The organism is Acuticoccus yangtzensis (genome assembly GCF_001927245.1).
In the GTDB taxonomy this organism is placed as follows: Bacteria; Pseudomonadota; Alphaproteobacteria; order Rhizobiales; family Amorphaceae; genus Acuticoccus; species Acuticoccus yangtzensis.
Window position 1 is genome coordinate 1 of sequence record NZ_MJUX01000019.1, and the last position, 12,768, is coordinate 12,768.

Annotated in this window: 11 protein-coding genes and 2 pseudogenes; 12 read left to right on the top strand and 1 reads right to left on the bottom strand. The window is 64.0% G+C overall.

Annotated elements, in window-relative coordinates; translation table 11 throughout:
• The 12 genes and pseudogenes from BIX52_RS22065 to BIX52_RS22120 form a co-directional block, all read left to right on the top strand.
• A pseudogene (locus BIX52_RS22065) lies at positions 1-616 on the top strand (IS5 family transposase); the annotation flags it as partial.
• A gap of 304 nt (positions 617-920) precedes the next feature.
• Positions 921-2,144 (top strand): glycosyltransferase family 4 protein, encoded by a 1,224-nt coding sequence (locus BIX52_RS22070; protein WP_075223272.1) that lies wholly within the window; start codon positions 921-923, stop codon positions 2,142-2,144.
• Positions 2,141-3,103, top strand: a complete 963-nt coding sequence (locus tag BIX52_RS23150; protein ID WP_075223273.1) for a sulfotransferase — start codon at positions 2,141-2,143, stop codon at positions 3,101-3,103. The genes BIX52_RS22070 and BIX52_RS23150 overlap by 4 nt, the downstream gene beginning before the upstream one ends.
• Positions 3,100-4,053 carry a glycosyltransferase gene (locus BIX52_RS22080; RefSeq protein WP_075223274.1) on the top strand — a complete coding sequence of 318 codons (954 nt, stop codon included), beginning with the start codon at positions 3,100-3,102 and terminating at the stop codon, positions 4,051-4,053. Before BIX52_RS23150 ends, BIX52_RS22080 begins: the two co-directional genes overlap by 4 nt.
• A 41-nt stretch (positions 4,054-4,094) precedes the next feature.
• A complete protein-coding gene (locus tag BIX52_RS22085; RefSeq protein ID WP_083660709.1) occupies positions 4,095-5,051 on the top strand; it encodes a hypothetical protein in 957 nt (318 codons plus the stop codon).
• Positions 5,048-5,989 carry a glycosyltransferase family 2 protein gene (locus tag BIX52_RS22090; protein ID WP_075223276.1) on the top strand — a complete coding sequence of 314 codons (942 nt, stop codon included), beginning with the start codon at positions 5,048-5,050 and terminating at the stop codon, positions 5,987-5,989. The genes BIX52_RS22085 and BIX52_RS22090 overlap by 4 nt, the downstream gene beginning before the upstream one ends.
• 11 nt (positions 5,990-6,000) lie before the next feature.
• Positions 6,001-6,864, top strand: a complete 864-nt coding sequence (locus tag BIX52_RS22095; protein WP_075223277.1) for a sulfotransferase family protein — start codon at positions 6,001-6,003, stop codon at positions 6,862-6,864.
• 10 nt (positions 6,865-6,874) lie between these two features.
• Positions 6,875-7,912, top strand: coding sequence for a glycosyltransferase family 4 protein (locus BIX52_RS22100; protein ID WP_075223278.1), 1,038 nt, complete (start codon positions 6,875-6,877; stop codon positions 7,910-7,912).
• A 70-nt stretch (positions 7,913-7,982) separates the two neighbouring features.
• Positions 7,983-9,269 carry a glycosyltransferase family 4 protein gene (locus BIX52_RS22105; protein WP_157956310.1) on the top strand — a complete coding sequence of 429 codons (1,287 nt, stop codon included), beginning with the start codon at positions 7,983-7,985 and terminating at the stop codon, positions 9,267-9,269.
• Positions 9,269-10,507, top strand: coding sequence for a glycosyltransferase (locus BIX52_RS22110; protein ID WP_075223280.1), 1,239 nt, complete (start codon positions 9,269-9,271; stop codon positions 10,505-10,507). The genes BIX52_RS22105 and BIX52_RS22110 overlap by 1 nt, the downstream gene beginning before the upstream one ends.
• Entirely contained in the window at positions 10,504-11,226 is a 723-nt protein-coding gene (locus tag BIX52_RS22115) for a GDSL-type esterase/lipase family protein (protein WP_075223281.1), read from the top strand. The genes BIX52_RS22110 and BIX52_RS22115 overlap by 4 nt, the downstream gene beginning before the upstream one ends.
• 4 nt (positions 11,227-11,230) lie before the next feature.
• Positions 11,231-12,430 (top strand): acyltransferase family protein, encoded by a 1,200-nt coding sequence (locus BIX52_RS22120; protein WP_157956311.1) that lies wholly within the window; start codon positions 11,231-11,233, stop codon positions 12,428-12,430.
• A 184-nt stretch (positions 12,431-12,614) separates the two neighbouring features.
• Here the strand turns inward: BIX52_RS22120 and BIX52_RS23865 are convergent.
• A pseudogene (locus BIX52_RS23865) lies at positions 12,615-12,768 on the bottom strand (IS630 family transposase); the annotation flags it as partial.

Sequence of the window (12,768 nt, forward strand, 5' to 3'; positions counted from 1 at the left end):
CGCGCAATCGGGGCAACTCCAACTCCACCCGAGCGACCTGACGGATGCGGAGTGGGAGCGGATTGAGCCGCTGCTGTCGACGCGGGCCCATCGCGGACGGCGCCCGACCACTGATCTGCGGGAGGTGCTCAACGCCATCCGCTATATGGCTCGGTCGGGCGGTGGCTGGCGCATGTTGCCGAAGGATTTTCCGCCTTGGCAAACCGTCTACTGGTGGTTCCGGCGCTTTGTGCGGCGGATGCTGTTCCGCACCATCCACGACATCGCCCTGATGATCGACCGGGAGCGCTCCGGGCGCGAGGCAAGCCCCAGTGCCGGCGTCATGGACAGCCAGACCATCAAGGCACCGGCGGCCGGCGCCGCCCGTGGTTTCGACGGCGCCAGAAAGATCACCGGTCGCAAGCGCCACATCGCCGTCGATACCGATGGTCGCCTGCTCAAGGTGAACCTCGCGCCGGCGGATATCTCCGACAGCGCCGGCGCGGGAGAGATCCTCGATGCGATCCGCAACCGCTGGCCGTGGGTCAAGAACCTGTTTGCAGACGGCGCCTATAGTCGAACCCGGCTCATGGACAAAGCGGCATTCCAGGACTTCATAATCGAGGTCGTTCGCCGCATCAGCCATAAGGCCGTTCTCAAACGGTCTCTTAGAACGAGACGTTCTTATCCCGTCGACTTACATCAGCAATGACTTTGCAGAGTGGCGTGCGCCGGTCGGCGCGTCAATGACGCTGCGTCGGTGTTCAATTTTGGAAAGCAGCTCACCAGTCACGTCGCACATCACCGAGGCTGGTTGACTTCGCGGTAGCGAAATGGTCGTTCGGGCTGAGTGTCAACGTTACGGAGCAGGATGTGAGCAGCCCCTATAGCGTTGGACCATCATGGCGGTTCCAGCCTTCACAGGCCCAAAAGCGCCGCGCATGAGGATTGCCCTCGTCTCCTACGAGTTCGCCGGCACGCCCCGGGGAGGGGGGATCGGCACCTATGTGCGTGGCGCCGCGGAAATGCTTCACGGCCGTGGTCACGAGGTGGAGGTCTTCACCGCAGGGACGCCCGAGGAGATGCCCGCCTCGGCGTTCCCCATCCATTCGGTGGATGCAACGCGGGAAGACTTCGCAGAAGCCATCGTTCCAACATTTGCAGCCCGTCACACGTCGGCCCCGTTCGATGTGATCGAAGGTCCGGAATATGGGGCCGATGCGGCGGGAATTGCCGCGACGTTCGAGGCGTTGCCGCTTGTCATAAAGCTACACACGCCATCCTTCATCTTGGCTGAAATTCACGCGGCCTATATTGGGCGCGCGTCTCAGCTGCGGTTCATGGCGGGCGCGCTCCGGCGCGGGCGATGGCCGACGCACCTCCGGGCGATCTCCGATGAGACGGGCGAGAAATCGGTGGCACAATGTGCCGATCTCGTCGTCGGCCCGAGCCAGGCCATTCTCGATCGGGTCGGATCCCATTGGGGCATATCCGAGACCAGACGAATGCTCGTCCCGAACGTTTTCATCGCGCCCCGCCCTTTGCTTCTGGCCGACCCCAATACAAGGACCGAAACGGTCCTTTATGTCGGCCGGCTTGAGGTGCGCAAAGGCGTGTTGGAGCTTGCCGATGCGGTCCGGCGGGTGCTGGATGCGCGTCCCGGGACACGGTTCGTCTTTCTCGGACGCGCGCTGCCAATGCCCAATGGGACGCGCGATGTGAAAGCCGAAATGATGTCGCGCATCGGTCGCCACCGTGATGCGGTTCAGTTCATCGACGCCGTGCCCTATCATGAGATTGCCAATTATTTTTCGGCAGCCGATATCTGCGTTTTTCCGAGCGTTTGGGAGAATTTTCCAAATGTTTGCCTCGAGGCCATGGCGGCCGCGCGCGGTGTCATCGGATCATCCGCCGGGGGCATGGCGGAGATGATCGAGGATGGCCGAACCGGCCTCCTCGTGCCGCCGCGTTCGCCTGCCGCAATCGCGGATCGCATCCTTACCCTTTTGGCCGACCCGGAACGCCGCATTGCAATGGGACAAGCGGCCCGTGCGCATGTGGCGGCATCCTACACGCCCGATGTCATTGGCCCCTTGCATGAGGCATCCTACGAGCGCGCGATCGCCAATGCGGCAGGCCGGCACCATCCGCAGAGCGCCGCATGAGCATTTCTAACGGTCACTCCTCGCCGTCTCAGCTGAGGGCGGCGCATTTCGACAGCACGCCCCCTGTGCGTTTTCTTATTGTTGGCAAACAGCGCAGCGGCACCACATTGGTTCATCAAATCCTTGCAGGACATCCGAACATCGCGTCGAACCCGCGCGAAGCCAGCAGTCGCCTTCTCACCGACCTCGGCGCTTCGCTCTTCAATACGAACCGCGATCTTTTTTTAGGGAACGCAAAGGATTCTATTGGACCGTCCGAAACGATAAGTCGCCTCTTTGATCTGGCTGTTGAACAGGGGCAACGGATCGACGGGCATGTCGCGGCTGGCTTGAAAATCGCAACAGGATGGGTTCACGAAGCTCAAGCGCTAAGCGATGGGATTCTAACCCATGCTCCCAATCTCAGGATTGTCCACGTCCGCCGTGAAGACCCGGTGTCAGCATGTGTTTCGTACGAATTCGCAGCTGCAAACAACCGTTTTCAGATCTATGCGGGAGAGAATGCGCCAACCCCACGCATTAAGATCAATCGGACACAGCTCATCCACTATGTTGCCGATTGGTGGGCCATTAACGCGGCCTTTGATCGCCTTTCCGCACTGACACATTACATGCGCGTCGACTATGAACGCGACGTCCTCACGGGTACACTGCTCGACGGGCGTGACCTCTTCGAATTTGTCGGCGCGCCCATCGTGGCGCCAACCTGGGTCAATCTGAAGAAGCCGCTGCCTCCTAAGGAGCAGACGGTGACCAATCTTGCCGAGTGCGAAGACGTCGCTGCCGGTACACTTGACGCACTCGCAGCTGATGTCCCCTTGTCAGAGATTATGCGCCGTTATGGACCAGACCTTCCAACGATTGCGGCAGACCTGATTGGACAAGCCGCAGGCCATCCCGCGACGATCTTACGCCGCTCTTATTGGCGCCCGCTGTCCTGGAGGCTCTTCGGCAAATGACCGCGCCCACGCTGACCGCGATCGTCTGCACCCATAACCCGCGGCCCGCGCACATCGAGCCGACGCTGGCCTCCCTGGCGGCGCAGGAGGACGTGCCCCCCGGAACGGCCTTCATTCTCGTCGATAACCGCTCCGACGTGGCGCTGGAGGGCCGCATCGACCTCTCCGCGCTGACCAATTTCGCCTCCGCACGGATCGTGCGTGAAGACAAGCTCGGCCTGACCCAAGCGCGCATCCGCAGCTTCCATGAAGCGGCCAGCGACGTCCTCGTCTATATCGACGACGACAATATCCTCGACCCGCACTATCTCGCCAACGTCGCAGCGGCGTTCGCCGGCGACGATACGCTGGGTGCCATCGGCGGCAAGTCGATCCCGCATTATGAAGTGACGCCGCCGGCCTGGTTCAGCGAGCTCGGCGTGTCACTCGCCTGCCGGGATCTCGGCGAGGCACCGCTCTTTGCCGACTGGTCATCGGGCGAAAAGGTGTATCCGGCGTGCGCGCCGATCGGCGCCGGCATGGCGATCCGCCGGGTGGCCTACGCTGCCTGGGTGGAAGCGGTGACCGACGACACCACCCGCTCCGGCCTCGGCCGCCGTGGCACCGACCTTGCCTCGGGCGAGGACAACGACATGGTGCTGACGCTGTTGGGGACTGGCTGGCGCGTGGCCTATCTTCCCGCACTGTCGCTGACGCATCTTATCCCGTCCGGCCGGCTCACCCCGGCCTACCTGGAGCGCTATGTGGAGAGCTCGAACCGAACCTGGCTCCAGGTGCTCGACGTGCATGGGATCCGCCCACGGCCGCCGATCTCGGCCTGGTCGCTGCCGCTGCGCCGCGCGAAGGCTTATGTCGCCGCCCGCGCCTGGCGCTCGCCGCTCGCCCGTATCCGCTGGAAAGCTTCGTGCGGGATCTTCGCGGGGCAGGCGAAACTCGGCGCGCTGCGGTGAGCATGGCACGACCCTCGCCTTTCCATGGCCTTGCCACCCGCATGGGCCTCGGCTCCGTGGCACGGCGCTTCTGGCACGAGCCGCGCGGCCGGTTGAAGCAAATGGTGCTGGAAGGGGGGCCGCTCGAGCAGCACCGGACCGCCCGCGGCCATGAGGCCATGAAGGCGGCGGCCACCCGTCTGCCGCAGATGACGCCGCCCGATGGCCGCTATGGCGTCGAGGCTCGTTTCTTGTCCGGTGCGAACTTCTGGTACCAGACGGTGTTCTGCATCGCGTCCCTGCAGCGGCACGCCGACAAGCGGATCGACCCCGTGATCGTCGATGACGGCACCCTCTCCGGCGCGGTACGCGAGGCCATTCTCGCCGTGGTCCCGTGGGCGAGATTTGTTTTGGGCGAAGAGGTGGCCGAGCAGCTGGAGACCCGCCTGCCGCGATCCCGCTTTCCTGCGCTGCGTGCCCGGCGCGAGGTCTATCCTCATCTTCGCAAGCTGACCGACCTGCACGATCCCGGCGCATGGTCGCTGATCCTCGACTCCGACATGCTGTTCTTCCGCCGCCCCGACGCGCTGCTCGCGTGGATGGACGCTCCCGCCGATGTCCTCTTCATCGAGGACGTCGTGCGCTCCTACGGCTATTCCGATGCGTTGATGGACGATCTCGCGCGCGGCTCTGTGCCGGCGCGCATGAATGTCGGCCTCTATGGCCTCCACGGCGCGGCGGTCGATTTCGACTATCTCGAGCGTTGCTGCCGCGTGACGATCGACCGCGAGCGCGCCAACTATGTGCAGGAGCAGGCACTGACGGCGCTTCTGGTGTCCGGCATGACCTGGAAGATTTTACCGGCAGCCGAATACCGGGTGATGCCTGATATTGCCGAAGGCCGGGCGCCGACGGCGGTGATGCACCATTATGTGGCGCAGTCGAAGCGGTCGTATTTTCAGTATGGGTGGAAGCAAACAGCCGCTAACCTTTCCGCGCACGGCCTTGTGAGCTCGTGACGCAGATCTCTGTTCTAATCCCCGTCTATAATGCTGGGCCTTACCTTTCTGCTACGCTGGACAGCGTGCTCGCGCAGATGCATAAGGATGTCGAAATCGTCGCCGTCGATGATGGCTCGACCGACGGTTCGGATGAAATCCTTGATCGCTATGCGGACCGGATCACTGTCCTTCGCAACGCGAAGTCGTCGGGCGCATCCGCAGCCCGCAACTGTGCCTTCGCCGCTTCTACCGGCGATGCGGTTCTCTATCTCGACGCCGACGACATTATCGCACCTAATCACCTCGCTGCGCTATCGGAAGCCATCAAGCATCACGACCAAGAGGCCATCGCATTCGGCCGCTGGGCCCGTTTTCACGCACACCCAAACGAGGCGATCTTCCCCAACCGCCCGACCGAGCGTACAATGCCTGGCGTCGACTGGCTCCTCACCGATTGGTGCAACATGCAGCCGATGATGCAGTGCGGAATGTTTCTCATCCCCCGTGCGCTCATAGAACGGGCCGGCGGCTGGGATGAACGGCTCTCACTCATTGACGATTTCGAGTTTTTTTCCCGCCTGATCACGACGGCCTCCGGTATGGTGTTCGCTCCTGAGGCTCGGCTTTATTATCGTTCCGGCAATGCCGGGTCATTGTCTGGTCAGAAAAGCAGGAAGGCCGTGGAATCGCAGCATCTCTCGCTGATGCTCGGCACAGACCACCTCCTCACGGCCGAGAACAGTCCGCGCACCCGCGGTGCCTCAGCCAACGTCCTCGCCCAATTCGACTATGAGCACTATCCGGCCCATGCGGATCTGCGCGCATCGGTCCGAACCCGTGTCGCCGAACTCGGCGGTGCCGACGTCGCCCCCTCTGGTCCGCCGAATTTCCACCGCCTGCGCCGCCTGATCGGCTGGCGCGCCGCCCGCCGCGTGCAGCGCGCGATGGGTCGCTAGAAGAACGCGCGATGCCCGACTTTTTCATCATTGGTGCGCCAAAGGCCGGAACAACGGCCATCAAAGCCACACTCCAGGCTCATAGGGGGGTTTTCATCCCGGAAGAGCCCAAAGAACCTCACTTTATGTGCTTCGCCGCAGAGGGTTGGCCGTACTGGGCAGTGAAAACCCGCGACGACTATGAAGCGCTCTTTGATCAGCGCCCTGCGAACACGCTCGCAGGAGAAAAATCCACCTGGTACCTCTACTGCGCAGGCGCTGCCAAGATGGCAGCGCAGCACGCACCTGGATGCAAGGCGATCGCCATTCTGCGCCATCCCGTTGACCGAGCTTACTCTCATTGGTTGTTCAATCGCCAGAACGGATGGGATGATATCGAAAATTTCGAAGCAGCACTCGCTGCCGAACCAGGCCGGAAAACTCATGCCCAAACGCCAGATTTACTCTATGCAACGACAGGATATTATGCCGCTCAAATTGAGCGGTGGCTATCGGCACTTGGGAAGGAGAATGTACACGTCATAATCTATGATGATTTGAGGGAAGACAAGACAAGAACACTCACTGACCTGCTCCGTTTTTTGGATCTCGATGGTCATGTTCCGGAGACGGTGAACCAAACGCACAACCCCACCACAGGTGTTCGCTGGTACGGTTTACGGCGTCTCATCCGCACCGCGCGACCATACACCAAGCTGGTTCCCACCTCCCTGCGCTACCCGGTTGGCAGGCAGATCCACAAACTCAACCGCACGGCTGCTGAACCACTCGCTCCCGCCACCAGACGTCGGCTCGCCAGTGATTTCCGCAATGACGTGGAACGTCTATCGGACCTCCTATCTCAGGACCTCACCTCACGCTGGCTGGATCGGTAGACGGCACCCCATGAAAATCGCTCTCACCGCTGACCCGGACCTGCCCGTCCCGCCACACCATTATGGCGGGTTGGAACGGATCGTCGATATGCTGGCGCGGGGCCTCGTTGCGCGTGGCCACGACGTGACCCTGTTCGCTCACCCGGATAGCGGTAGCGGCGGTAGACTTGTGCCCTGGACGGGCCGTACGGCGCAGTCGAAGATCGACACGCTTAGGAATGCCGCCACCTTGGCACGCCATGTTGCTAGTTATGATTTTGATATTGTTCACTCTTCAGCGCGGATTGCCTATCTCACGCCGATCCTGCCGCTGCGCATTCCCAAACTTATGACCTATCATCGCCACATCACCCCCGGCACTGTAACCACTGGGTTCAAACTCTCGCGCGGCAGCCTTTCCTTCACCGCCATCAGCGATTGGATGATGAAGGACGTTGCCCATATCGGCCATTGGGACATGGTGCCCAACGGCGTGCCGCTCGGCACCTACACCGCGACGCGCGAAGTGCCGCCCGACGCGCCGCTCGTCTTCCTCGGCCGCGTCGAGGAAATCAAAGGCCCGCACCTTGCCATCGAGATCGCGAAGCGTACCGGGCATCGCCTCGTCATCGCCGGCAATATCCCGGACGAGAAGCGCGGCTGGGTCGAAGCCAACGTCATGCCGCACGTCGATGGCACTGAGATTAGCTATATCGGCCCGGTCGATGACGCACAGAAGAACGCGCTGCTGGGCGGGGCGAAAGCTTTCCTGATGCCGATCCTGTGGGACGAGCCATTCGGCATCGTCATGGCCGAGGCGCTGGCCTGCGGCACCCCTGTGCTGGGCACCCGCCGTGGCGCCGTGCCCGAGGTGGTCGACGACGGCATCACCGGCTACGTCCGCGACACCATCGACGGGCTTGTCGAAACCGTCGCGATGGTGGACCGGATCGACCGCACCGCCTGCCGCCGCGCCGTGGAGGATCGCTATTCGGACGACGCGGTCGTCGATCACTATCTGACGGTTTATCAGGAGCGAATCGCCGCCCTTCGCGGCCCAAGCAAATAGCCGAAAAGGCGAAAAGGATTTAGAACGCTCGCCGAATAGGCTGTTTATCGCACACGATATGGGATTGTCCGTGAAAACCCTTGTTGCCTTCCCGTCGACCGCGATCTTCGGCCAACAGGCTGCGTGTGCGTTTGACGAAGTCGGATCGCTCGAGACCTACCTGACATCCTTTGCCCACAAGCGTTCCGGAGCGGTCGCGCGTGCATTGGGCGCGCTCCCGGGGCGGCGGCCACGGCGTGTTCTGAGCGAACTCGAGCGGCGCGCCATCACCGCCTTGCCCGAGGACAAGGTCGAAACCCGTCCGGCCGTTGAAATCGTGCGGACGGTCGCGGCGAAGGCCGGCGCCGACGTGAAGACGGTCGATCGGATCTGGGATCATCTGTCGAAGGATTTCGCCCGCGCGGCGGGCCGGCGCATCGCGAAGGACGGCGTCGGCGCGATCTATGCTTACGAATATTCCGCACTGGAGGCCTTCGCCGCCGCCGATCGGCTCGGCCGAGCGAAGATCTTGGACTTTCCGTCCCTCAATAGTCGTGCCTTCGAGGCGCTCCAGCGAGCCCAGAAGGATGCCTGGCCCGAATTGAGGGGCCCGAACGACACCTACTTCGAAAATCTGTTCGAGATCCGTCAGGCGCGCCGCGACGCTGAAATGCGAGCCGCCGATGTCATCATCACGAACTCGTCCGTGACCCGCCGCTCTCATATTGAAGGGGGCGCCGATCCGCAGAAAACCTTTGCCGTTCCCTATGGCGCCCCGCCGCCCCTCGCCGAGGCGCCGCCGGCGCCGGACAGCACCCGCCCCCTCCGCGTCGTCTGGGCCGGAACATTTTCGATCCGCAAAGGGGCGCATTTGTTCGTCGAGGCGTGGCGAAAAATGGATCCGCGCCATGCCGTGGCCGACATCTACGGCGCGGTCGTTCTGCCCGAACGCCTCTGGGCGCCGGCACCTGCGGGGATGACCTTCCACGGCTCGGTGGTGCGAAGCACGCTTTTCCAAGCCTTCGCCACAGCCGACATTTTGATGTTCCCCAGCTTGTCGGACGGTTTTGGCATGGTGGTGACGGAGGCCTTTTCCCGCGGTCTTCCTGTCATCACGACCGCCGATGCCGGGGCCTCCGATCTCATGCGGCACGGTGAAAATGGGCTGATCATTCCGGCCGGCGATGCCGATGCGATCGCCGACGCGCTCCGCTGGTGTCTCGACAACCGTGCCGCGCTTGCCGCGATGCGCCCAGCCGCGTTGGAGGCGGCCCGCGGGTGGCAATGGTCGCACTATCGTGCAGCTTTGCGCGCCGCCGTGGGGGAGGGCTTGCAACGGGCTGGCCATGCTGCGGACTTTCCCTCCACAATCGCCTGATGAAGCAACGCATCGTCATCCTGACACCCGGGCAGCTCGGCTCCAATCCTCGTGTCGTGAAGGAAGCGGATGCGCTTCACGCCGCCGGATTTGATGTCCACGTCATCGCCACGAAGGTCAGCGACTTCGTCGAAAGCCGTGATCGCGAAGTCCTCGCGACGGTGCCATGGACGGCGGAGCGCATTGCCTTCGACGGGTTGGCGGTGCGGCGGCGCGAAAGGGCGGTGCAAGAAGTGGCGCAGCGAATGCGCCGTCTGGCACCGACCAGGACGCTCGATGCCCTCGCCCAGAGTGCCTTCGCACGGCAGCTGGCACGGGCCGCATGCCGCCGTTCGGCGGCCTTGACGATCGCTCACTATCCGGCGGCCCTGTCCGCGGCCGCCGCTGCAGCACGCACCCATGAAGGCCTCTTTGCCTTCGATGCCGAGGATTTTCATCCCGGCGACTTGCCTGACAGCCCGGAGCACAGCGCCGCAACCGACCTGATTCGTAGGATTGAAGGGCGTCATTTGCCGGGGGCCGCCTATGTCACGGCCGCCTCACCCGGCATCGCCGACGCCTATGCGAAGACCTACGCGATCGCGCGTCCCACTGTGGTTCTCAACGTCTTCGGCTTGGATACCGCCCCGTGCGAAGCCGCCGTTGCGCGCCCGGCTTTGGGCCCATCCATCTACTGGTTTTCGCAAGTCCGCGGGCCGGACCGCGGGCTGGAATGTGCCCTTGAGGCGATCGCCCAGGCCAAATCGCAGCCGCACCTCTACCTCCGAGGGACAGGGCGGCAGCCGTTTGATGAGGCGTTGCGCGGCCGCGCCGATGCTCTCGGTGTGGCCGGCCGTCTCCATCTTCTGGACCCCGAGCCGCCATCCCAAATGGTGCGCCTCGCCGCGCAGTATGATCTCGGCCTGGTCGGCGAAACGGGAACCACCCACAACCGCCGCATTGCCCTCACCAACAAGCAGTTCACCTACCTCCTGGCCGGCGTTCCCGCGGTGATGAGCGACGTCCCGGCCCATGTGGACTTCGCCGCCGAGGCCGACGGCGCCGCCTTCCTCTATCGCACCGAGGATCCGGCGTCGCTTGCCAAGGTGCTCGACGACCTCATCGGCGATCCCGAACGTCTCGCCGCCGCTCGCGCCCGCGCCTTCGCGCTCGGCCGGGAGCGTTACAACTGGGACCGTGAGAAAGCCGTCCTCGTGGAGACCGTCGAGCGCGCGCTTCACAAGGGGACGACACGATGATCCGGCTTCTCGCCGCCTTTCTCGTGGTTTCGCTGGCGCTGAATGGGGCATTCGCCGGGTGGTATCTCGGCGTCACACCGATCAAGCGCATGCTCTGGCGCGCGCATCTTTCGACCGCCGCCTATGCGGCCAGGCCCGTGGTGATCCTTGGCGACAGCATCCTTGTGCCGCTGGATCCGCCCGAGGGGACGCTCAATCTTGCCGTGTCCGGCGCCACGGTGGCCGCGACCATGGCGAAGGTTCTGCCCAGCGCGCTGGCGATGGCGCCGCGAAGGATCATTATCGGGCTCGGCATCAACGACCTCAGGGCCGGGCGTGTGCCGGAGGATGTCGCCGCCGACCTTGCCGGCCTGGTCCGCACCATAACGGCGGCGGATCCATCGACCGACATCGTTCTCCTCGCGGTGCTACCTCTGGCCCGCGCCGCCGGACCCCGCCAAGCCGCGGAGGCCGACAACAGGGAGATCACCGCGCTCAATACCCGCCTCGCCGAAGAGGCCCGCGCCGGCGCGCACGGATTTCTCGATCATTCAGGTCTGTTCACCGTCGCCGGCGGCCTTGACGACCGGCTCACCTATGACGGGCTGCACCTCAATGCGGCCGGTCTCGATATCCTGTCACGCGTTCTCTTATCCGGCGCGGCCGCTCCCACCGAACGCGGTCAACAGGTCGAGGCCTTCAAGTCCGGCCGGTCCCATCCGGTTCATCTTTCAACGTGAGCGCATGAACCCGATGGCTTGCCTGAGCGCGAATCACAGCACCGCAGCGGCACGTCCGAACGAGAGCGCCCCCGCGCTCGGCGGCGCCGTGCGCACAAGCCAGCGGCGCATTCGCGAACTCGACGCCCTGCGCGGGATCGCGGCGCTCATCGTCGTCATTCACCACGTCTTCGTGATCTTCCACGCGGAGGTGCGGGCGACCATCACCGGCCTCGCTTTTGACATCCTAAACGTGGTTCAGGCACAGAATAAGGCCGCGGTGCTGACCTTCTTCGTCCTGTCCGGCTATGCGATCGGCATTGCGACGCGCGGGCGGGAGCCCGTCACCGGCGTGGCCATCGCCGACTATGCCAGCCGCAGGGCGCGGCGCATCCTGCCCCTCTACTGGTTTTCCCTGGCCTGGACGGCGGCGCTCGGCCTTGCCTACGGCGCCGGCGAGCCGAGCTTCTCCTGGCAGACCCTCCTCGGCAATGCCGCGTTCCTGCAGACCTCCGCCGTCGCCAAAGGCAACTGGTTCGACCCTTACGGCCTCAACGGTCCCTATTGGTCGTTGTCCTATGAGGCGTTCTTCTACGCCATGCTGCCGACGGTTCTCCTCCTCGTCCGGCGCGGTCCTCTAGCGGCACATCCGAAGACGGCACTCATCGCCATCGGCTGCGCCGCGACCTTTGCCGGGTTCGCCGGCATCAACCTCGTGCCGACGCCGTTCGCCCAATTCCTGTGCCCATGGGTGGTCTGGATCGTCGGCTATGTGGCGGTCGACCTGCCGCGCGGGTGGCGGTCCCTCGCCCTCGTCGCAGCGCCGCTGCTTCTCATCGGGGGGGCGGTCCAAGCGATGGCCGTCGCGGGCCTCTCGTCCGACACTTTGGGGTCCGTGCTGACAGGGACCGCGATCGCCTTCGTCTTCGCCGCCATCGCGCTTTATCATGACTGGACGGCGTTCGCGCCCGTGCGGGCGCTGCGGCGGCTCCTCATCGCCCTTTTCGGGCGCATCGGCGATGGCAGCTACGCGCTCTACCTCCTCCACTACCCGCTTCTCCTGGCGCTCCACGCGTGGCTCGATGCCCCGTTCGGCGCCATGGCCTGGTGGCTCGCCGGGGCCGGTCTGGTCGTCTTCACCATCCTCGTCTGCCCATGGCTGGAGACGACCGCGACACGCCTCGCGCGGCCCCGCCCGCCTAGCGCCAAGCCGGGCCCGGCATAGGGACGCGTGGCTCGCATCATCCGGTATTGAGCGGTACGCACGATATGGGGGCGTCACATAAAACGGGCACAGATATACGCTAAGCAGGCGCGATATCCGGATTGCTCGGCTACCGGGGCGGTCGCAGGTCCGCGGAGGTGACGGGCTCGGTCCAAATGTAGTCGCCGGTTAGAGCACTTCGCGCTCAGTCCGGGTCATACCCGGCGGCTCCGAAATAGGCGCGGGCCTCGTCGGGGGTGACGAGGTGGAGGACGTCGCCGACGCGATCCCGAAGGGCGGTGACAGTTCGCTCAGCGGCCTTCTTCAACAGGGCTTTGATCTTGGCGAAGGCCATCTCG

Bases quoted from the DNA above. Each gene is read 5' to 3' on its own strand.
- BIX52_RS23150 (WP_075223273.1), top strand. From the start codon at position 2,141: ATGAGCATTTCTAACGGTCACTCCTCGCCGTCTCAGCTGAGGGCGGCG.
- BIX52_RS22120 (WP_157956311.1), top strand. From the start codon at position 11,231: ATGAACCCGATGGCTTGCCTGAGCGCGAATCACAGCACCGCAGCGGCA.
- BIX52_RS22115 (WP_075223281.1), top strand. From the start codon at position 10,504: ATGATCCGGCTTCTCGCCGCCTTTCTCGTGGTTTCGCTGGCGCTGAAT.
- BIX52_RS22085 (WP_083660709.1), top strand. From the start codon at position 4,095: ATGGGCCTCGGCTCCGTGGCACGGCGCTTCTGGCACGAGCCGCGCGGC.
- BIX52_RS22095 (WP_075223277.1), top strand. From the start codon at position 6,001: ATGCCCGACTTTTTCATCATTGGTGCGCCAAAGGCCGGAACAACGGCC.
- BIX52_RS22070 (WP_075223272.1), top strand. From the start codon at position 921: ATGAGGATTGCCCTCGTCTCCTACGAGTTCGCCGGCACGCCCCGGGGA.
- BIX52_RS22110 (WP_075223280.1), top strand. From the start codon at position 9,269: ATGAAGCAACGCATCGTCATCCTGACACCCGGGCAGCTCGGCTCCAAT.
- BIX52_RS22100 (WP_075223278.1), top strand. From the start codon at position 6,875: ATGAAAATCGCTCTCACCGCTGACCCGGACCTGCCCGTCCCGCCACAC.
- BIX52_RS22080 (WP_075223274.1), top strand. From the start codon at position 3,100: ATGACCGCGCCCACGCTGACCGCGATCGTCTGCACCCATAACCCGCGG.